This window comes from Streptomyces sp. NPDC006372 (assembly GCF_040612515.1).
In the GTDB taxonomy this organism is placed as follows: Bacteria; Actinomycetota; Actinomycetes; order Streptomycetales; family Streptomycetaceae; genus Streptomyces.
Genome location: NZ_JBEXQJ010000005.1, coordinates 202,596 through 221,058 on the forward strand (window position 1 = coordinate 202,596; position 18,463 = coordinate 221,058).

Sequence of the window (18,463 nt, forward strand, 5' to 3'; positions counted from 1 at the left end):
CTGAGACGGTCATCAGCCGATCAATTTCGAACACTTATTCAATTACCGGGGTGGTGCCGCATACCCGGATTACTCTGCGATCGTGCCCGGTGCCAGCGTCTGAGCAACCCGTCCGGCACCTCTTCCGCGGTGAGCGCGAAGACGAGGTGGTCGCGCCAAGCGCCGTCGATGTGGAGATAACGCGGCCTGAGCCCCTCCTCCCGGAATCCGAGTTTCTCCACGACCCGGCGGCTCGGCGCGTTCTCGGGGCGAATGCAGACCTCGATGCGGTGCAGTCCGACGGTGCGGAAACAGTGGTCCACCACGAGCGCCACCGCCGTCGGCATCACCCCGCGGCCGGCCACCGACTCGTCCACCCAGTACCCGACGTGCCCCGAGCACATCGAGCCCCAGGTGATCCCGGCGACCGTCAACTGCCCCACCAGCCGCCCCTGGTACTCGATGACGAAGGGCAGCATCCGGCCCGCGTTCGCCTCCGACCTGAGGTGGCGGACCATCTGGCGGAAGGTCGGGCGGTGCGCGAGCGGCCCGCCGGGCGCGGGCGGCGGAATGGTCGCCTCCCAAGGGCGCAGCCAGTCGCGGTTGCGCCGGTTGACCTCGCGCCACGCCCGCTGGTCGCGCAGCTTTATCGGCCTGAGGACGATGTCGCCGTCCACCAGCTCGACGGGCCAGGATGGGCTGTTCAGCTCGCACCCCCGCTGCTGGGTCTGGGGTGGTCGCCGCCGCGGAGCTGCTCGACGGCGTGGACCAGCAGCGGCTCCAGCACCGCCAGTCCGTCCTTCACACCGCCGCTGGAGCCGGGCAGGTTGACGATCAGCGTGCCCCCGGCCACTCCGGCCAGGCCCCGGGAGAGCGCCGCGGTCGGCACCTTCTCCCGGCCGAACGCCCGGATGGCCTCGGCGATGCCCGGCACCTCGTGGTCGATCACCAGGCGGGTCGCCTCGGGGGTGCGGTCGGTGGGCGAGATGCCCGTGCCGCCGGTGGTGACGATGACGTCGTAGCCGGCCTCGACACCGGCGCGCAGGGCCGCCTCCACCGGGTCGCCGTCGGGGACGACCTGCGGGCCGTCGGTCTCGAAGCCGAAGCGCTTCAGGCCGTCGGCGATCAGCGGGCCGCCCTTGTCCTCGTAGATCCCGGCGGCGGCCCGGTTGGAGGCGGTGACGACGAGAGCGCGGTACATCATGCCCGGCTCCAGTCGCCCGACTTGCCGCCCGTCTTCTCCTCCACCCGTACGTCCGTGATGACCGCTCCCTTGTCGACCGCCTTGACCATGTCGATCACGGTGAGCGCGGCGACGGAGACCGCGGTGAGGGCCTCCATCTCGACGCCCGTGCGGTCCGTGGTCTTCACGGTGGCCAGGATCTCCACGGCGTCGTCCGCGACCGACAGGTCCAGTTTCACACCGGACATCGACAACGGGTGACAGAGCGGGATCAGGTCCGGGGTGCGCTTCGCGCCCATGATCCCTGCGATCCGCGCGGTCGCGAGGGCGTCGCCCTTGGGGACGCCCTCGCCGCGCAGCAGCTCGATCACCCGGGGCGAGACGAGGACGCGTCCGCTGGCGCGGGCGGTGCGCGCGGTGACGTCCTTCTCCGACACGTCCACCATGCGGGCGGCGCCCGCCTCGTCGATGTGCGTCAGTCGGTCCTGCGAAGGGGTGTCCTGCGGAGGGGCGTCCTGCGACGGGTTGCCCTGCGTAGGGGGGTCCTGCGTGCTCATGCTGTGTGGCGCTCCCGGTCCGGGCCTGCTGTGCGCGACACGGTACCCCCAACCAGCGGGGCTCAGCCGAGCAGGACCACCTCGACCTCGGTGCCGGGCTCGACGGACTCGGTGTCCTCGGGGACGACGATCAGCGCGTCCGCGTGGGCGAGGGCCGCGACCAGGTGGGATCCGGCGCCGCCGACCGGGGTGACCCGGCCGTCGGCGTACCTGCCACGCAGGAACTGGCGGCGGCCCTTCGGGGAGGTCAGCGCCTTGCCGGCGGCCAGGGTGGCCCGGGTCGTCGGCCGGTGGACGTCCTCCAGGCCCATGAGGGCGCGGATCGCGGGGCGGACGAACAGCTCGAAGGAGACGTACGACGACACGGGGTTGCCGGGCAGGGCCAGCAGCGGGGTGTGGTCGGGGCCGATGGAGCCGAAGCCCTGGGGCTTGCCGGGCTGCATGGCGAGTTTGCGGAAGTCGATGCCGCTGCCCGCCTCGTCCTCGTCGCCGACGTGGGACAGCGCCTCCTTGACGACGTCGTACGCGCCGACGCTCACGCCGCCCGTGGTGACCACCAGGTCGGCGCGGACCAGCTGGTCCTCGATGGTGGAGCGCAGGGTCTCGGCGTCGTCGGCGACGGCGCCCACGCGGTAGGCGATGGCGCCGGCGTCGCGGGCGGCGGCGGTGAGGGCGAAGCTGTTGGAGTCGTAGATCTGACCGGTGCGCAGTTCCGCGTCGGGCTGGACGAGTTCGCTGCCGGTGGAGAGCACCACCACCCGCGGGCGCGGGCGGACCCGGACGGTGCCGCGGCCGATCGCGGCGAGCAGGGAGATCTGCGGCGGGCCGAGGACGGTGCCGGCCTCCAGGGCGCGGTCGCCGGCCTTGACGTCGCTGCCCTTGGCGCGCACGTGGGCGCGGGGCTCGGCCGGGCGGTACACCTGTACGTGGCCGGTGGCTCCCTCGGGGGCGAGGGTGCGGGCGCGCATCCCGCGGACCGGGCCCTCGCCGAGCCCGCCGTCCGTCCACTCGACGGGCACGACCGTCTCGGCGCCGGGCGGCAGCGGGGCGCCGGTCATGATGCGGGCGGCCTGGCCCGGGCCCACGTGGAGCGGCTCGGCCTGGCCCGCGGCGACGTCCCCGACGACCTCCAGGGCCGCCGGGAACTCCTCGCTCGCGCCCGCCACGTCGGCGACCCGCACCGCGTACCCGTCCATGCTGCTGTTGTCGAACGGCGGCAGGGAGACCGGCACCGTGATGTCGTCGACCAGGACGCAGCCCTGGGCGTCGAGCAGGTGCAGCTCGATGGGTTCCAGGGGGCGGACGGTGGCGAGGATGTCCTCCAGGTGCTCGTCCACCGACCAGAGGTGGTCGGGGCCCGAGTGGTCCTGGCCGGTGACGTGGGGCGCGGTGCTGCTCAACGGGTTACATCTCCTCGGCTACGTAACTGCGAAGCCAGGTCCGGAAGTCCGGGCCCAGGTCTTCACGTTCGCACGCGAGGCGGACGATGGCACGCAGGTAGTCGCCGCGGTCGCCGGTGTCATAGCGGCGGCCCTTGAAGACGACGCCGTGCACGGGGCCGCCGATCTTCTCGTCGGCGGCGAGCTGCTGGAGCGCGTCCGTGAGCTGGATCTCACCGCCGCGGCCCGGCTCGGTCCGGCGCAGTATGTCGAAGATGTTCGGGTCGAGGACGTAGCGGCCGATGATCGCGTAGTTGGACGGGGCGTCGGCCGGGTCGGGCTTCTCGACCAGGCCGCTGACCTGGACGACGTCGCTGTCCTCGGTGGTCTCGACCGCCGCGCAGCCGTAGAGGTGGATCTGCTCCGGGGCGACCTCCATGAGCGCGACGACGCTGCCGCCGCGCTGCTCCTGGACCTCGACCATGCGCTGCAGCAGGGGGTCACGGGGGTCGATCAGGTCGTCGCCGAGGAGGACGGCGAAGGGCTCGTCGCCCACGTGCGGGGCGGCGCACAGGACGGCGTGGCCGAGGCCCTTGGGGTCGCCCTGGCGGACGTAGTGCATGGTCGCGAGGTCGCTGGACTCCTGCACCTTGGCGAGGCGGCGGGCGTCGCCCTTCTTCTGGAGCGCCGACTCCAGCTCGTAGTTGCGGTCGAAGTGGTCCTCGAGGGGGCGCTTGTTGCGGCCCGTCACCATGAGGACGTCGTCGAGACCCGCGGCGACCGCCTCCTCGACCACGTACTGGATCGCGGGCTTGTCCACGACCGGCAGCATCTCCTTGGGAGTGGCTTTGGTGGCCGGCAGGAACCGGGTGCCGAGGCCTGCTGCGGGAATGACAGCCTTGCTGATCCGAGGGTGCGACTGAGTCATGCCCGCCACCCTATCCGGTGCCTTTGTGCGGAATCCGCGGCTCCGGTTCATAGGCGCTCATATGAGCGTATTAGCACGGTACGGGAGCAACCATTGAGTCACATCGAACGTCCGGGTGATCCTGACAAGCGGATGTTGCGACGAGAGCTCCTCGGGGTGAGGAACAGGTTGACGGCGGATGACCTGCGGGAAACCTCGGCCGCGCTGGCCGGGCGGGCGCTGGAACTGCCCGAGTTGGCCGGGGCCGGCACGGTGGCGGCGTACGTCTCCGTGGGGAGCGAACCGGGGACGCTCGCGCTGCTGGACGCGCTGTGCGCCCGGGGCGTGCGCGTCATGCTTCCGGTCCTGTCGCCCGACAACGACCTGGACTGGGGCGTCTACACGGGGGAGGGTTCGCTCGCGCGTGTCCAACACGGCGGCAGGATGGCCCTCTTCGAGCCCACGGGCGAGCGCCTCGGCCCGGACGCCGTGACCACCGCGGACGCCGTGCTGCTGCCGGGGCTGGCGGTCGACGCGCGCGGCATGCGCCTCGGGCGTGGCGGAGGCTCGTACGACCGGGTGCTGGCGCGGCTGGAGCGAGCCGGGGCGCATCCCGCGCTGGTGGTGCTGCTGTACGAGACGGAGGTCGTCGAGCACGTCCCGGAGGAGCCGCACGACCGGCCGGTGCACGCGGTGGTGACGCCCTCGGGGGTGCGGCGGTTCGGGCAGCGGGCCGGCTGACGCGAAAAGGGCCCTCCACGCGTGCGTGGAGGGCCCTTTTCAGTGGCTCACGGTTTGAGCACCAGCTTGTCCGTCGTGCTGCTCTCGACCGCCTTGTCCGAGTAGGACCACGGCAGCAGTTCGCCGTCGGCCCACTTCTCGGTCTGGTCGACGTAGTGGGCGCTGTAGGCGTGCCCGGAGGCGCCGGAGAGGTTTATCCAGCGGGACTTGTCGAGGTCGCCGAGGTTCACGACCATCCGCATGGACGGCACCCACACGACGCCGTAGCCGCCGGCGGCGTTCCAGCCGGTCGCGTTGACCGTCGCCTCGCCGCCGCTCAGCTCCCACGGACCGCGGTTGAGGGTGTACTGGAGGAACCCGGGGCCCTCGGTGCCGAGGGTCTGGTTCTTCAGGAACAGGCGGTGCAGCCGGCCCCAGCTCCAGGAGTCGATGTCCTTGCCGAGCTTGGCGGTCAGCTCCCAGCGGGCGTCGACCATGGCCCGCTTGAACAGCTGGTCGCGGTTGACGGCACCCTCGCGGGTGCCCACCTCGGGCGTCTTCCACCAGTCGCTGTCCGGCTGCTGCATCAGCTTGCGGACCACCTCGAACCAGCGGTCACCGCCGTCCGGCTGCGCCTGGTCGGGTTCGCGCTGGCCGCACTCGCGCATCTCCTGGGCCTCGTCGGCGGGGCCGGTGGTGTTGACCGGCTTGACCCACAGGCACTGGCCCTTGGGGCGCAGCTCCTTGGGCAGCTTGTTGCCGAAGGCGAGCTTGAGGATGTTGCGCCAGACCGCGTTGAAGTAGGCGGCCGCGGCCGAGTCGGCGTCCTGGGTGTAATCCCAGCCCTCCAGGAGCTTCTGCGCCTCGCGGACGTCCTTGTCCTCGGGGTCGATCTTCAGCAGCGTGGGCACCAGCAGCCGGGCGATCTCGCTGCTGCTGTCCAGCTGCATCTGGCGCATGTCGTCCGTCGAGATCTTGCCGCCGTCCTTGATCTTCGACTGGATCAGGTCGGTGATCCGCTGGCTGCGCGTACCGTAGCCCCAGTCCGCGGTGAGCGTGTAGGGGTACTTGTCCGGGTCGACCACGGCCTGGTTGGCGGTGACGATGTAGCCGCGCTCCGGGTTGTACTCGTAGGGCAGCGCGTCCTGGTCGATGTAGCCGGTCCAGCGGTACTTCGGGTCCCAGCCGGGCGCCGGGACGGAGCCGTCGTCGTCCTTCGAGCGGGTGGGGATCTTCCCCGGCAGGGTGTAGCCGATGTTGTCCTCGGTGTCCGCGTAGATCAGGTTCTGCGAGGGAACCTCGAACTGCGCGGCGGCCTTGCGGAAGTCGGTCCAGTCCTTGGCCTTGTCCATGGCGAAGACGGCGTCCATGGTGGTGCCGGGCTGCAGGGCGGTCCAGCGCAGCGCGACGCCGTAGCCGTCGCCCCGGTCGGGTGCGGCGGTGTCGACGGAGGCCTTCTTGCCGACCTTCACGAGCTCCTCGGCACGGTCGGAGAGCAGCGGCCCGTTGTTGGTCTCGCGGACGACGATCTTCTTGGGCGGGCCGCCGGCGACCTTGATGGTCTCCTCGCGCGACCGGAACGGCTTGATCTTGCCGTCGTACAGGTAGCCGTTGCCGGTGATCTTCTCCAGGTAGAGGTCCGTGACGTCGACCCCGGAGTTGGTCATGCCCCAGGCGATGTTCTGGTTGTGACCGATTATCACGCCCGGCATACCGGCGAAGGTGTAGCCGCTGACGTCGTACTGGCACGCGCTGGAGACGCTGCGGCAGTGCAGGCCCATCTGGTACCAGACGGAGGGCAGCGAGGGCGACAGGTGCGGGTCGTTGGCCAGCAGGGGCTTGCCGGTGATGGTGTACTTCCCGCGGACGACCCAGGAGTTGGAGCCGATGCCGTCGCCGTTGACCCCGACGGCCGGCGGGAGGTCGTCCAGAACGTCGGTGAGGCCGCCGAGCTGGCTGCCCAGACCCGCGGTACCCGAGGCGCCGGAGGTGCCCGACGTACCGGAGGCGCCCGAGGCGGTCCCCTGGGTGCCCGCGGTGCCGGTGGAGGCGCCGCCGGTGCCGCTCGCGCCGGACGTACCCGAGGTACCGGACGTACCGCTCGTGCCGCCCTGCTCGAACGTCCGGGTCAGCTCGTTGTACTGGCCCTCCTGGACGATCGCCTTGTTCCGGCTGTACGGGTACTCCGGGTACAGGTCGGCGATCTGCTTCGGGCCGAGGCGGCTGGTCAGCAGGGCGCGGTCGACCTCGTCCTGCATGTTGCCGCGCAGGTCCCAGGCCATCGCCTTCAGCCAGGAGATCGAGTCGACCGGGTTCCACTTCTGCGGCTTGTAGTCGTTGGTGAACCCGAGCGCGGCGTACTCCAGGGAGATGTCCTTGCCGTCCTTGCCCTGGAGGTAGGAGTTGACCCCTTGGGCGTAAGCCTGGAGGTACTTCTTCGTGGCGGCCGACAGCTTGGTGTCGTACTCCTCCTTGGCGACCCGGTCCCAGCCGAGCGTGCGCAGGAACTCGTCGTTGTCGACCTGGCTCTTGCCGAACATCTCGGACAGCCGCCCGGCCGCCATGTGGCGGCGTACGTCCATCTCGTAGAACCGGTCCTGCGCCTGGACGTAGCCCTGCGCCATGAACAGGTCCGCGTCGGAGGAGGCGTAGATCTGCGGGATGCCGTTGTTGTCGCGTTTGACCTCGACGGGTCCCGAGAGGCCCTTGAGCTGGAGGGTGCCCTTGGTCTGCGGGAAGGAGGCCCGGACGGTGCTGACGGACCAGTACCCCCCGAAGGCGACGCCCCCGATGAGGGCCAGCGCCAGAAGGAGCACGACCAGGCGGGCTTTGCGCCCCTTTCTCCTGCCGGACTTGCCGGGCTGCTGACCCGTGGAGGCGGTGGTGTCGGTGGGCATCGCTGTCCTTGCTGTCCTAACGCGAGCGGCAGGTTCGGCTGTGCTTTTAACTGAGCGCTGGAGCAACGATAGGCGCAGGGCCTTGCGCCCCTTGACGCGGAGTCGGGAACAAGCCCGGACGAACGTTCGATCTTGCCCCCTTGAGTGTCAAGAAATCGTCAAGAGTTAGGTAAGGTAACGAAGTAGTTGGCGCGATGCGCCACAGCGTCATGTGCGATGTACGTGAGCTCACGCGCGGATGCGGGTGAGCCAGGGAAGGATTCGGCCGCTGACTGTTCACCACCTCAACCAGCTCCTGCTCGTCTGCTCGCTCGTCCTGCTCGTCGCCGTCGCAGCGGTACGGATCTCCTCGCGCAGCGGGCTCCCCAGCCTGCTCGTCTATCTGGGGATCGGCGTCGCCATGGGCCAGGACGGCGTGGGCGACATCCACTTCGACAACGCCGAACTGACCCAGGTCATCGGATACGCGGCGCTGGTCGTGATCCTGGCCGAAGGTGGTCTGGGCACGAAGTGGAAGGAGATCGAGCCGGTCATGCCGGCCGCCACGGCACTGGCGCTGGCCGGTGTCGCGGTGAGCGTCGGGGTCACGGCGTCGGCCGCGCACTACCTGATCGGGCTGGAGTGGCGGCAGGCGCTCATCATCGGGGCGGTGGTCTCCTCGACCGACGCGGCGGCCGTGTTCTCCGTGCTGCGCAAGATCCCGCTCCCCACGCGCGTGAAGGGCACCCTGGAGGCCGAGTCCGGCTTCAACGACGCCCCGGTGGTCATCCTCGTGGTCTCCCTGTCCACGGCGGGCCCGGTCGAACACTGGTACGTACTGCTGGGCGAGATCCTGCTGGAGCTGGCCATCGGCGCGGCCATCGGGCTCGCGGTGGGCTGGCTGGGCTCCTGGGGGCTGAGGCACGTGGCACTGCCGGCCTCCGGCCTGTACCCGATCGCCGTCATGGCGATCGCCGTGGTGGCGTACGCGGCGGGCGCGCTGGCGCACGGCAGCGGCTTCCTCGCGGTGTACCTCGCCGCGATGGTGATGGGAAACGCGCGGCTACCGCACTGGCCGGCCACGCGCGGCTTCGCCGACGGGCTGGGCTGGCTGGCGCAGATCGGCATGTTCGTCATGCTCGGCCTGCTGGTCACCCCGCACGAGCTGGGCGACGACATCGTGCCCGCGCTGGTCATCGGACTGGTACTGACCATGGTGGCGCGCCCCCTGGGCGTGTTCGCCTGCCTGCTGCCGTTCCGGGTGCCGTGGCGGGAGTCGGCGCTGATGTCCTGGGCGGGACTGCGGGGGGCCGTGCCCATCATCCTCGCGACCATCCCCATGGTGGAGGGCGTCGACGCCAGCGACCGGATCTTCAACATCGTCTTCGTCCTGGTCGTCGTCTACACCCTGGTGCAGGGCCCGACACTGCCCTGGCTGGGCCGGAAGCTGCGGCTCGGCGACAGTCCGGAGGCCGCCGACCTCGGCATCGAGTCGGCCCCGCTGGAGCGGCTGCGCGGGCATCTGCTGTCCGTGGCGATCCCCGAGGGGTCGAAGATGCACGGCGTGGAGGTGGCCGAGCTGCGGCTGCCGCACGGCGCGGCCGTGACGCTCATCGTGCGCGGTGGCGAATCCTTCGTTCCGCTGCCGACGACGATCCTGCAACGCGGGGACGAGCTCCTCGTGGTCGCCACGGACCCCGTCCGAGACGCGACCGAGAGCCGGCTGCGCGCGGTGGGACACGGCGGCAAGCTGGCCGGGTGGCTGGGGACGGACGGGGCGAGTCGATAAAGGCTGGTTCACGCCCTTTGGGATGTGCAGGTCGGCGGGCCCGTGGTGCTCACTTTCACAGGCACAGACCCCTTGATCCCTGTACGATGAAGGCGTTACCCAGATCGAACCAACTCTGCCTGACGCAGAGCTGGCGCGACCGTATGGCGGTCGGGTCGCCCCTCCTCACCGGGCCCCGGCATCTACCGCAGTTCCGCGCAAGAGGACAGCTCTCGGCGCCGCCCGCTGACCGGGCCGCGCTACCAGGCGGCAGAAAGGCACGGGCCGTGGCGTCCACGGTCACCTCGAAGAAGCCGCGGAACCCGAAGACCTCGGAGAACTCGACGGCTTCCACCCGCCCGGGATACGGCCGGCTGCTGCGCACCCGCGGCGCCTGGACGTTCCTGATCCCCGGCTTCGCGGCACGCCAGCCGTTCGCGATGCTGACGATCTCCATCGTGCTGCTGGTGCAGCACACCACCGGCTCGTACGGAGCGGCGGGCGCCGCCGCGGCCGCCACCGGTGTCTCCATGGCCCTGTTCGCGCCCTACAGCGGACGTCTCGCCGACCGCTACGGGCAGCGCGCGGTGCTGATCCCCGGGGTGCTGCTGCACGCGCTGTCCGGGCTGACACTGACGGCGCTGGCCCTGGCGGACGCTCCCCTGTGGGCGCTGTTCGCGGCGGCCGTCCCGACCGGCGCCTCGGTCCCGCAGATCGGGCCCATGGTGCGGGCCCGCTGGGGCGTGAAGCTCAAGGACTCGCCGCTGATGACGACCGCGGCGGCCTTCGAGTCGGTCACGGACGAACTGACCTTCGTCGTGGGCCCGCTGCTGGCCACGGCCCTGTGCACGGCCGTCGACCCGGCCGCCGGCCTGGTGACGGAGGCCTCCCTGACCCTGCTCGGCGGCCTGCTGTTCGCCGCACAGAAGAGCTCCCAGCCCTCGGTCTCCCGCGGTGGCCACGCGCGCGTGGAGCACGTCTCCGCGTTGCGCGTCCCCGGTGTGCGTGTGCTGATCGTGACCTTCCTGGGCATCGGCTCCGTCTTCGGCGGTATGCAGGTCTCGCTGGCCGCGTTCACCGAGTCGATCGGCGAGCCCGGCCTGAACGGCGTCCTCTACGGCGTCTTCGCCGCGGGCAACATGCTCTCCGGCCTCGTCTGCGGCGCCATCGCCTGGAAGACGGCCCCGCAGCGGCGCCTGGTCGTCGGTTACACGGCCCTGGCGCTCACCGCGTCGGGCCTGTGGGCCGCCCACTCGGTCCTCGTCCTCGCCGGCCTCGGCCTGCTGGTCGGCATGTGCATCGCACCCGCCCTGATCACCGGCTACACCCTGGTCGAGAGCCTGGTTCCGGCGGGCGCCCGGACCGAGGCCTTCACCTGGCTGACCGGTGCCGTGGCGCTGGGCCAGGCGGCCGCCGTCACGGTCGCCGGGCAGCTGGAGGACCGCCTCCGCGACGGCGCCGGCTTCCTGGTGCCGATGGGCGGCACCGTGCTGGCCCTGCTGACCCTTCTGGCCCTGCGTTCCCGGCTGGCGACACCCGCGCACGGCCGCACCGTGGCACGTGGCGTGGGTCACCGCGTGCCGGTGGCAGTGGACTGAGCGGCCGGAATACGTCACTATGGAGCGTCGTTAGCACTCATCGAGTGAGAGTGCCAGGAGGAAGACAGTGCCGACCTACCAGTACCAGTGCACCGAGTGCGGCGAAGGCCTCGAGGCGGTGCAGAAGTTCACCGACGACGCCCTCACCGAGTGCCCGAACTGCAAGGGCCGCCTGAAGAAGGTGTTCTCGGCGGTCGGCATCGTCTTCAAGGGCTCCGGCTTCTACCGGAACGACAGCCGCGGCTCCTCGTCGAGCAGCTCCCCGGCGTCGTCCAAGTCGTCGAGCTCGTCGTCCTCCGACTCGGGCTCCGGGTCCGGCGCCGGCTCCAGCTCCGGTTCGAGCTCGTCGTCGAGCTCCGGCAGCTCCGCCAGCAGCAGCACCACCGCCGCGTAAGGCCGATTTCTTACGGGACCCTGTCGCCTCTCCGGCGACAGGGTCCTCGGCGTTTCCGCGTGCGGTTAAGGTGCGGACATGGCGAACAAGGCGAACGTGACGGGCTCGGCGGGCAAGGGAAGCGCCGGGATCGGTGTCATAGGCGGCTCCGGGTTCTACTCCTTCCTCGACGACGTGACCGAGATCCAGGTCGACACCCCCTACGGGCCGCCCAGCGACTCCCTCTTCCTCGGGGAGGTCGCCGGCCGGCGGGTCGCCTTCCTGCCCCGGCACGGGCGGGGCCACCACCTGCCGCCGCACCGGATCAACTTCCGGGCCAACCTGTGGGCGCTGCGGTCGGTCGGCGTGCGCCAGGTGCTCGCCCCGTGCGCGGTGGGCGGTCTGCGGCCCGAGTACGGGCCGGGCACCCTGCTGGTGCCGGACCAGCTGGTCGACCGGACCAAGTCCCGGGCGAACTCGTACTTCGACGGACTGCCGCTGCCCGACGGCTCGGTGCCGAACGTGGTGCATGTGTCGCTGGCCGACCCCTACTGCCCCGCCGGGCGCGCGGTCGCGCTGAAGGCGGCGCGTGGCCGGGACTGGGAGCCGGTGGACGGCGGCACCCTCGTCGTCGTCGAGGGGCCGCGCTTCTCGACCCGTGCGGAATCGTTGTGGCACCAGGCGCAGGGCTGGTCGGTGGTGGGCATGACCGGTCATCCCGAGGCGGCGCTCGCCCGCGAGCTGGAGCTCTGCTACACGTCCCTGGCCCTGGTCACGGACCTCGACGCCGGCGCCGAGACCGGGGAGGGTGTCTCGCACGACGAGGTGCTGCGGGTGTTCGCGGCGAACGTGGACCGGATGCGGGGAGTGTTGTTCGACGCGGTGGCGGGGCTGCCGGCGGAGCAGGAGCGGGACTGTCTGTGTGCCGGGGCGTTGGGTGGGATGGACCCGGGGTTTGCGTTGCCGTAGGCGACGGGTGGGGACCCCGGGTGTGGGCTGCGGGATGTGGGGTGTCAGGTGTGGGCTGCGGGGGCGGAAGTCGCCGTTCGGATGAGGGAGTTGTCCACAGGCCGGGGGTAGGTCCACAGGCCTGAGCGGACGGCGGTGAGAAGCCTCATCGTGGGGAGCGCAAGCCGGTCCCTCGTCCCAGGTGGTGATCCCCGTGTCCCTCGCTCGCTCGTCGTTCGCGCCTTCCACTCCCTCGTGGTCCGTCGCCCCGTGCCCGCCCGGCCCCGAGGTGCCGGCGACCCGGGAGGTGCCGCGGTTCGACCCGGTGCGGGTCCGCGGCCGGTCCCGGGCGGGCCGGCTGGTGCGGAACCGGCGGCGGGCCGTGGCGGTCGGGCTCGCGGTCACCGCGACCGCGCTGGTGGCGGCCGGGCCGCGCGACACCGACGGGGCACGCGGTCATCCGCGCGCCCAGCCTCCCGCGCACACGGCCTCGGTGTCCGGGGCGCGCCCGGTGCGGACGCGGGGTGCGGTGGGGGCGGCGACCGCCCCGGTGCGGATCGCCGACGCGGCCACCGTGCGGCTGCTGCGGCCCGGCGACCGGGTCGACGTCATCGCCGCCGAGGAGACGGTGGCGGGCGGTGAGGCACGGGTGGTCGCGCGCGGGGCCCGGGTGACGAAGGTGCCGGAGCCCGAGGAGGGCGCGACCGACGGCGGGGCGCTGGTCGTGCTGTCGGTGCCGCGCGCCACCGCCGCCCGCCTCGCCGGGGCGAGCACCACGGCGCGGTTGGCGGTGACGCTGTGGTGATCATGTGCATGAACTCGTCAAGGCCCTCGTTCGAGGGACCCAGGTGCTCCCTTCGGCCCAACGTTCACGTAGGTTGCGGAGCGTTTTGTTCCACAAGCTGCTTGTGCGAGGAGAGACCCCGAGGTGAGCGAGAACAAGGAACCGAGCCTCTGGCAGGGCTTCAAGGCCTTCCTGATGCGCGGGAACGTCGTCGACCTGGCGGTGGCGGTGGTGATCGGTGCAGCGTTCACCAACATCGTCAACGCCGTGGTGAAGGGGATCATCAACCCGATCGTCGGAGCCATCGGGACCAAGAACCTCGACCACTACAGCTCGTGCCTGAGCACGACGTGCGAGGGCGAGCAGGGCATCCAGATCCTGTGGGGTTCCGTCCTGGGCGCGGCTCTGAGCTTCGTGATCACCGCGGCGGTCGTCTACTTCCTGATGGTCCTGCCCATGGCGAAGTACCTGGCCCGGCTGGAGGCCCGCCGCAAGGCGAAGGAGGGCGCGCAGGAGGTCATCGAGGTGACCGAGCTGGAGGTGCTCAAGGAGATCCGCGACGCGCTGGTGGCGCAGCGCGGCGCCGGGGACGACCGGCGGTAGCGCTGCGGGCGGCGGCCGGCCCGGCCTGGAAACGGTGGGCCGGTGACCTCGCTCAGAGGTGGTGGGGCGGCTTCTCGTCGAGGAAGCGCTTGAGGTCGGCCGCGCCGCCGGTGTCGGTGCGCTCGCCCCAGCCGCGGTCGGTGTCGTCGGAGGACTGCTGGTCGAGCGGGTCGTCGAAGATCAGCGCGGGCTTCGGCGGGCGCGGCTGCGGGTCGGGGGCGGTGCTCATGCGTCCAGGGTACGGTCGCGGAGAAAATCCCGGCGCCTTCTGTTGTGCTGGGAATCATGACGTCCAGCCCCGCTCCCCCGCCTGTCGTGCTCTTTCTTCTTCGACCTGTGCTTCTTGACATCCTCTCCCTGTCAAAAGAGGGGGATTTCAGCCCATGCGGGCTGAGGTTCACGGGCGCTCGAACGGCGGGTGGCCGTTGTCACCCCTCCGGCACCGGCTACTCGCCGGGGGCGAGGGATCCCGCCCTGTCCTGCCGCGACGTTGATACTGGCGTTGGTGTCCGCGTTACAGGTGAAGCCGCAGGAGGAACAGACGAACTCGGCTTGGCTCTTGCGCGAGTTTTTGTCGATCCAGCCACAGGCACTGCACCGCAGAGACGTGTAGGGGGCGGGTACGTCTTCAACGCGTCCGGGGGCTTTGTGCCCGGTGCGCTGCCGCAGCATGCCCCACCCCTGGGCGAGGATGCCCCGATTCAGCCCGGCCTTGGCCGCCTGGCCGTTGTTAAGGTACTGACCGGGCTGGTCGGGGTCGGGCTTCGCTTTGGCCCTGGCGGTCATTGTCTTGATGTTCAGCTTCTCGAACCGCACCAAGTCGTACGTGCGGGCAAGCACGGTTGAGGTCTTCTCGCACCAGTCCTTACGCCGGTTCGCCTCCTTGGCCTTGAGCTTGGCCACCTTCGCATACGCGCAGCTCTTTTGAGAGCTGCCCTTTTTGGCACGGGCAGCACGGCGCTGGTGTTTGCGGACCTGGGCACGCTCGCGGATGGTGAGCTGGGGACAGTTGAAGGTGCGGCCGTCGGAGAGTGCGGCAGTGATGGTCACGCCCCGGTCGATGCCGATGGCCTCGCCCGTGCCCGGCTTGTCGATCGGGTCGGGGATGACGGCGAAGGCAATGTGCCACTGGCCGTTCTTGAGGGTGACGCGGAACGTCTTCGCCGCGGGAAGCCGGGCGCCCTTGCCCTTGGCACTGAGGCGGAAGCGGACCCATCCGCAGCCGGGCACCTTCACCTGCGCCCAGCGGCGGTTGAGCTTCTGCACGCTGACGGCGCGGCCCATGACCTGCTTGTTGGTCTTGGGGTTGATCAGCGGTCGGCCGTCCAGCTCGTACTCGGGGACACGATCACTGCCGATGACGCGGAAGCCTTCGTGCACGTGCTTCTTGCGCCAGGTCGGTTCACCGAACCCGGACTTGAACCGCGCGGCCTTGGCCTTGGCGAAGTCCTTGAGCGCCTGCGCCTGGACGGTCTGGTTCCCGGCGCGCAGCCATGCGCTGGCAGCTCGGGCCTCGGTGAGCTGACGGCACTGCTCGGCGAACGAGGGCGCTCCGATGCGCTTGCCGTCGGGCCGCTGGTGCGCCTTGTCCCGGCGCCAGTGCGCGTGCTGCTCGACCGCGAGGTTCCACACGTAACGGGCGTGCGCGCAGTGCAGCAGCATCTGCTGCTCCTGCTCGCTCGTCGGGTACATCCGAAACCGTGCCATGCCGCGAACCTAGAGCCCACATTCCCCGACCGCGCACACCATCGATCACACTCACCCGCACGAGTGACCACACCGCGCAAGCACCAGCCATCGGACCCCAACCCGTCACCACCACCCGCTAGCAACATCATGGACGACCACGCCGCATCACCCTGACGGCGATGAGGCTCCCCCGCCCCGCTCACGCGGGAACAGGCATTCACCCCTGCCTTGAACGGACCAGGCACCCTGCCCAGAAAGCAAGGTGGGCGGCCTTCACGCGTGGCACTTCCAGGCGGGCATCGCCCAGCAGCTGGTACTGCCGTCGACGGCACTGCTGGTGATCTGCTGCACGTTCCTGGGTGACTGGGCGGTGTTCGCGGCGGGAGTGGTGTGCGCGCTGTCGGTGGTGACGGGAGAGACCCTGGCCACGCGTCCGGCGAGGGGCCGGCCGGGCTGACAGCGCCGACCCGTTGATCACACCCGCCCCGCGGGTCGCACCCGGCCGGTCCCCGCTGCACAACACTGGGCGCCATGACAGTTGACGCTCTGGTGGACGCTCTGACGGATGTCTCCGGCCTGCGGGTGGGGCACGCGACACGTACCGGCGACGGTTGGCTCACCGGCACCACGGTGGTGCTCGCCCCGGAGGGCGGGGCCGTGGCCGCCGTGGACGTGCGGGGCGGTGGTCCCGGCACCAAGGAGACGGACGCGCTCGACCCGCGCAACGTGGTGCGGAAGGTCGAGGCGGTGGTACTGACCGGCGGCAGCGCGTACGGGCTCGACGCCGCGTCGGGGGTGATGGCCTGGCTGGAGGAGCAGGAGCGCGGGATCCGTGTCGGGGCGGACCCGGGGCACGTCGTGCCGGTGGTGCCGGCCGCCTGTGTCTTCGATCTGGGGCGGGGCGGAGATTTCCGGGCTCGGCCCGACGCGGCCACGGGACGTGCGGCGGTCGAGGCGGCCGCGGCGAGCGAACCGGGCGCACCGGTGCCTCAAGGGTGTGTGGGCGCCGGTACGGGGGCGGTGGTCGGGGTGATGAAGGGGGGCGTCGGCAGCGCGAGCACCGTGCTCGGCTCGGGGATCACGGTGGCGGCGCTGGTGGTGGCCAACGCGGCGGGGTCGGTGCTGGATCCGGAGACGGGGGTGCTGTACGGGGAGTTGTTCGAGGGGCGTGTGGAGTACCCGGAGGCGAAGGTCCACGAGGCCGCGCGGCGGCGTCTCGCCGAGTCCGCGGCGAGGAGCGCTCCGCCGCCGCTCAACACCACGCTCGCTGTGGTCGCCACGGACGCGGACCTGTCGAAGGCGCAGGCGCAGAAGCTGGCCGGTACGGCACACGACGGCATCGCTCGCGCGGTGCGGCCGGTGCACCTCCTCAACGACGGGGACACGGTGTTCGCCCTGGCGACGGGAGACCGCGCCCTGGACGCCGCGAACCCGCTCGCGCTGAACGAGATCCTGGCGGCGGGCGCGGACATGGTGACCCGTGCGATCGTCCGGGCCGTGCGGGCCGCGGAGCCGGTCGACGGTCCGGGCGGGGCGTGGCCGTCGTACGGGGAGCTGTACGGGAGCCGCTGAACCGGCGGACGTGTACAGCCACTTCACAGCGCTGCGGGACATTGTCCCGGCCCTGTAACGGTGATGTCGTTCATGGCGGTCGGACGGAACCCGACCGGCCGCCCGGCCCCTCTTCCCTCACGACTGGAGCGGATCACGCACATCACACCAACTGGGGGAAGCCCGTGACATCGCTGGACATTGCAGCGCGGCGTGCACTGGGGGCCTGTGCCGCCCTGATGGTCGGCGCACTGACGCTCACCGCCTGCGGTGGCAGCGCCAACGCCGAGGACGACGGCAAGGGCGGCGAGGACTCCAAGACGTCCGTCGCCAAGATCGCCATCTCGGCGAAGGACGGTTCGACCGGCGCCTCCATCAACACGACCGGCGTGAAGGTCAGCGACGGGAAGCTGGCCGAGGTGAAGATGACGGTGTCGGGCAGCGGCCAGGTCGTGCCGGGCTCGGTGTCGGCCGACGGCAGGACCTGGAAGCCGAAGGAGCAGCTGGAGCGCGGGACCAAGTACCGGATATCGGCGACTGCGAAGGACTCCGAGGGCCGTACGGCCGCGGCCAACTCGATCTTCACCACGGTGACGTCCTCGAACAGCTTCATCGGGACGTACACCCCGGACAACGGCGCCACGGTGGGTGTGGGCATGCCGGTGTCGTTCACCTTCGACAAGGCCATCACCAACCAGAAGGACGTGCGGTCGCACATCACGGTCACCTCCAGCAGTGGGCAGAAGGTGGTCGGGCACTGGTTCAACTCGCAGCGGCTCGACTTCCGGCCCGAGGAGTACTGGAAGGCCGGCTCCAAGGTCACGATGAAGATCGACCTGGACGGCGTCGAGGGCACGAACGGCGTCTTCGGCGTGCAGAAGAAGACGGTCACCTTCACCGTCGGCCGCTCGCAGGTCTCCACGGTCGACGCCAACACGCAGACCATGACGGTCGTCCGGGACGGGAAGACCATCAAGACGGTCCCGATCTCGGCGGGCAGCCCGGAGCACACCACGTACAACGGGCAGATGGTGATCTCCGAGAAGTTCGTGCAGACCCGGATGAACAGCCGGACGGTCGGGCTGGGCGGTGAGTACGACATCCCGGACGTGCCGCACGCGATGCGTCTGACGACGTCCGGCACCTTCATCCACGGCAACTACTGGTACAACAAGGGCAATCCGCCCTTCGGCCGCGAGGGCACCAGCCACGGCTGCGTCGGCCTGGCCGATGTCCAGGGCGCAGGCGGCAGCACGTCCGCCAAGTGGTTCTACGACAACTCGCTCATCGGGGACGTGGTGATCGTCAAGAACTCCCCCGACAAGACGGTGGCTCCGGACAACGGGCTCAACGGCTGGAACATGGCGTGGAGCCAGTGGGCCGCGGACAGCGCCTCCTGACGGACTGAACGACCCTCCCAGCAAGGGTTTTTGACGGACAGAACGGGCCGCGCGGGAACTTTTCGCGCGGCCCGTGCGTTTTCCTGGACGTACGTTTTCTCGGTTCCCGGACATGATGTCCGACCGAGGGGCTACGGTATGCACCCAC

Annotated in this window: 17 protein-coding genes and 1 pseudogene; 10 read left to right on the forward strand and 8 right to left on the reverse strand. The window is 70.5% G+C overall.

The features are described from left to right. Positions 1 to 38 precede the first annotated feature (38 nt). The 5 genes from ABZ016_RS12345 to galU all read right to left on the reverse strand — a co-directional run bounded on the left by ABZ016_RS12345 (position 39) and on the right by galU (position 4,026). Positions 39 to 659 (reverse strand): GNAT family protein, encoded by a 621-nt coding sequence (locus ABZ016_RS12345; RefSeq protein ID WP_356916583.1) that lies wholly within the window; start codon positions 657 to 659, stop codon positions 39 to 41. Positions 660 to 682: 23 nt separating this feature from the next. Further along, the gene (locus tag ABZ016_RS12350; RefSeq protein WP_356916505.1) at positions 683 to 1,183 is read right to left on the reverse strand and encodes a MogA/MoaB family molybdenum cofactor biosynthesis protein; all 501 of its coding nucleotides are present in this window, start codon (positions 1,181 to 1,183) and stop codon (positions 683 to 685) included. After that, positions 1,180 to 1,719, reverse strand: a complete 540-nt coding sequence (gene moaC, locus ABZ016_RS12355) for a cyclic pyranopterin monophosphate synthase MoaC (protein WP_356916506.1) — start codon at positions 1,717 to 1,719, stop codon at positions 1,180 to 1,182. Before moaC ends, ABZ016_RS12350 begins: the two co-directional genes overlap by 4 nt. A gap of 62 nt (positions 1,720 to 1,781) precedes the next feature. Further along, a complete protein-coding gene (gene glp, locus ABZ016_RS12360) occupies positions 1,782 to 3,119 on the reverse strand; it encodes a gephyrin-like molybdotransferase Glp (protein ID WP_356916507.1) in 1,338 nt (445 codons plus the stop codon). Positions 3,120 to 3,123: 4 nt separating this feature from the next. After that, positions 3,124 to 4,026 (reverse strand): UTP--glucose-1-phosphate uridylyltransferase GalU, encoded by a 903-nt coding sequence (gene galU, locus ABZ016_RS12365; RefSeq protein WP_356916508.1) that lies wholly within the window; start codon positions 4,024 to 4,026, stop codon positions 3,124 to 3,126. Positions 4,027 to 4,158: 132 nt separating this feature from the next. On the opposite strand from galU, the gene ABZ016_RS12370 reads away from it, so the two are divergent. Next, entirely contained in the window at positions 4,159 to 4,746 is a 588-nt protein-coding gene (locus ABZ016_RS12370) for a 5-formyltetrahydrofolate cyclo-ligase (protein WP_356916509.1), read from the forward strand. 47 nt (positions 4,747 to 4,793) lie between these two features. On the opposite strand, the gene ABZ016_RS12375 is transcribed toward ABZ016_RS12370, so the two are convergent. Further along, entirely contained in the window at positions 4,794 to 7,622 is a 2,829-nt protein-coding gene (locus ABZ016_RS12375; protein ID WP_356916510.1) for a penicillin acylase family protein, read from the reverse strand. 238 nt (positions 7,623 to 7,860) lie between these two features. Between ABZ016_RS12375 and ABZ016_RS12380 the strand changes: the two genes are divergently transcribed. From ABZ016_RS12380 to mscL, 6 genes are all read left to right on the forward strand, one after another. Beyond that, positions 7,861 to 9,390: a potassium/proton antiporter gene (locus ABZ016_RS12380; RefSeq protein ID WP_356916511.1), complete on the forward strand. Its 1,530-nt coding sequence runs from the start codon at positions 7,861 to 7,863 to the stop codon at positions 9,388 to 9,390. Between the two features lie 266 nt (positions 9,391 to 9,656). Continuing rightward, positions 9,657 to 10,967, forward strand: coding sequence for an MFS transporter (locus ABZ016_RS12385; RefSeq protein ID WP_356916512.1), 1,311 nt, complete (start codon positions 9,657 to 9,659; stop codon positions 10,965 to 10,967). A 67-nt stretch (positions 10,968 to 11,034) separates the two neighbouring features. Continuing rightward, positions 11,035 to 11,361, forward strand: coding sequence for an FmdB family zinc ribbon protein (locus tag ABZ016_RS12390; protein ID WP_356916513.1), 327 nt, complete (start codon positions 11,035 to 11,037; stop codon positions 11,359 to 11,361). Positions 11,362 to 11,439: 78 nt separating this feature from the next. Beyond that, positions 11,440 to 12,309, forward strand: coding sequence for an S-methyl-5'-thioadenosine phosphorylase (locus ABZ016_RS12395; protein WP_356916514.1), 870 nt, complete (start codon positions 11,440 to 11,442; stop codon positions 12,307 to 12,309). 268 nt (positions 12,310 to 12,577) lie between these two features. Beyond that, positions 12,578 to 13,093 carry a hypothetical protein gene (locus ABZ016_RS12400; RefSeq protein WP_356916584.1) on the forward strand — a complete coding sequence of 172 codons (516 nt, stop codon included), beginning with the start codon at positions 12,578 to 12,580 and terminating at the stop codon, positions 13,091 to 13,093. A gap of 123 nt (positions 13,094 to 13,216) precedes the next feature. Beyond that, positions 13,217 to 13,675, forward strand: coding sequence for a large conductance mechanosensitive channel protein MscL (gene mscL, locus ABZ016_RS12405; protein ID WP_356916515.1), 459 nt, complete (start codon positions 13,217 to 13,219; stop codon positions 13,673 to 13,675). 52 nt (positions 13,676 to 13,727) lie between these two features. On the opposite strand, the gene ABZ016_RS12410 is transcribed toward mscL, so the two are convergent. Then, complete coding sequence (locus ABZ016_RS12410; protein WP_356916516.1) at positions 13,728 to 13,904, reverse strand: hypothetical protein; 177 nt, start codon at positions 13,902 to 13,904, stop codon at positions 13,728 to 13,730. 131 nt (positions 13,905 to 14,035) lie between these two features. Further along, positions 14,036 to 15,337, reverse strand: a complete 1,302-nt coding sequence (locus tag ABZ016_RS12415; protein WP_356916517.1) for a transposase — start codon at positions 15,335 to 15,337, stop codon at positions 14,036 to 14,038. Positions 15,338 to 15,635: 298 nt separating this feature from the next. On the opposite strand from ABZ016_RS12415, the pseudogene ABZ016_RS12420 reads away from it, so the two are divergent. From ABZ016_RS12420 to ABZ016_RS12430, 3 genes and pseudogenes are all read left to right on the forward strand, one after another. Further along, a pseudogene (locus tag ABZ016_RS12420) lies at positions 15,636 to 15,821 on the forward strand (low temperature requirement protein A); the annotation flags it as partial. Between the two features lie 74 nt (positions 15,822 to 15,895). Continuing rightward, positions 15,896 to 16,936, forward strand: a complete 1,041-nt coding sequence (locus tag ABZ016_RS12425) for a P1 family peptidase (RefSeq protein ID WP_356916518.1) — start codon at positions 15,896 to 15,898, stop codon at positions 16,934 to 16,936. 164 nt (positions 16,937 to 17,100) lie between these two features. Next, positions 17,101 to 18,315 carry an Ig-like domain-containing protein gene (locus ABZ016_RS12430; protein ID WP_356916519.1) on the forward strand — a complete coding sequence of 405 codons (1,215 nt, stop codon included), beginning with the start codon at positions 17,101 to 17,103 and terminating at the stop codon, positions 18,313 to 18,315. Positions 18,316 to 18,463: the final 148 nt, after the last annotated feature.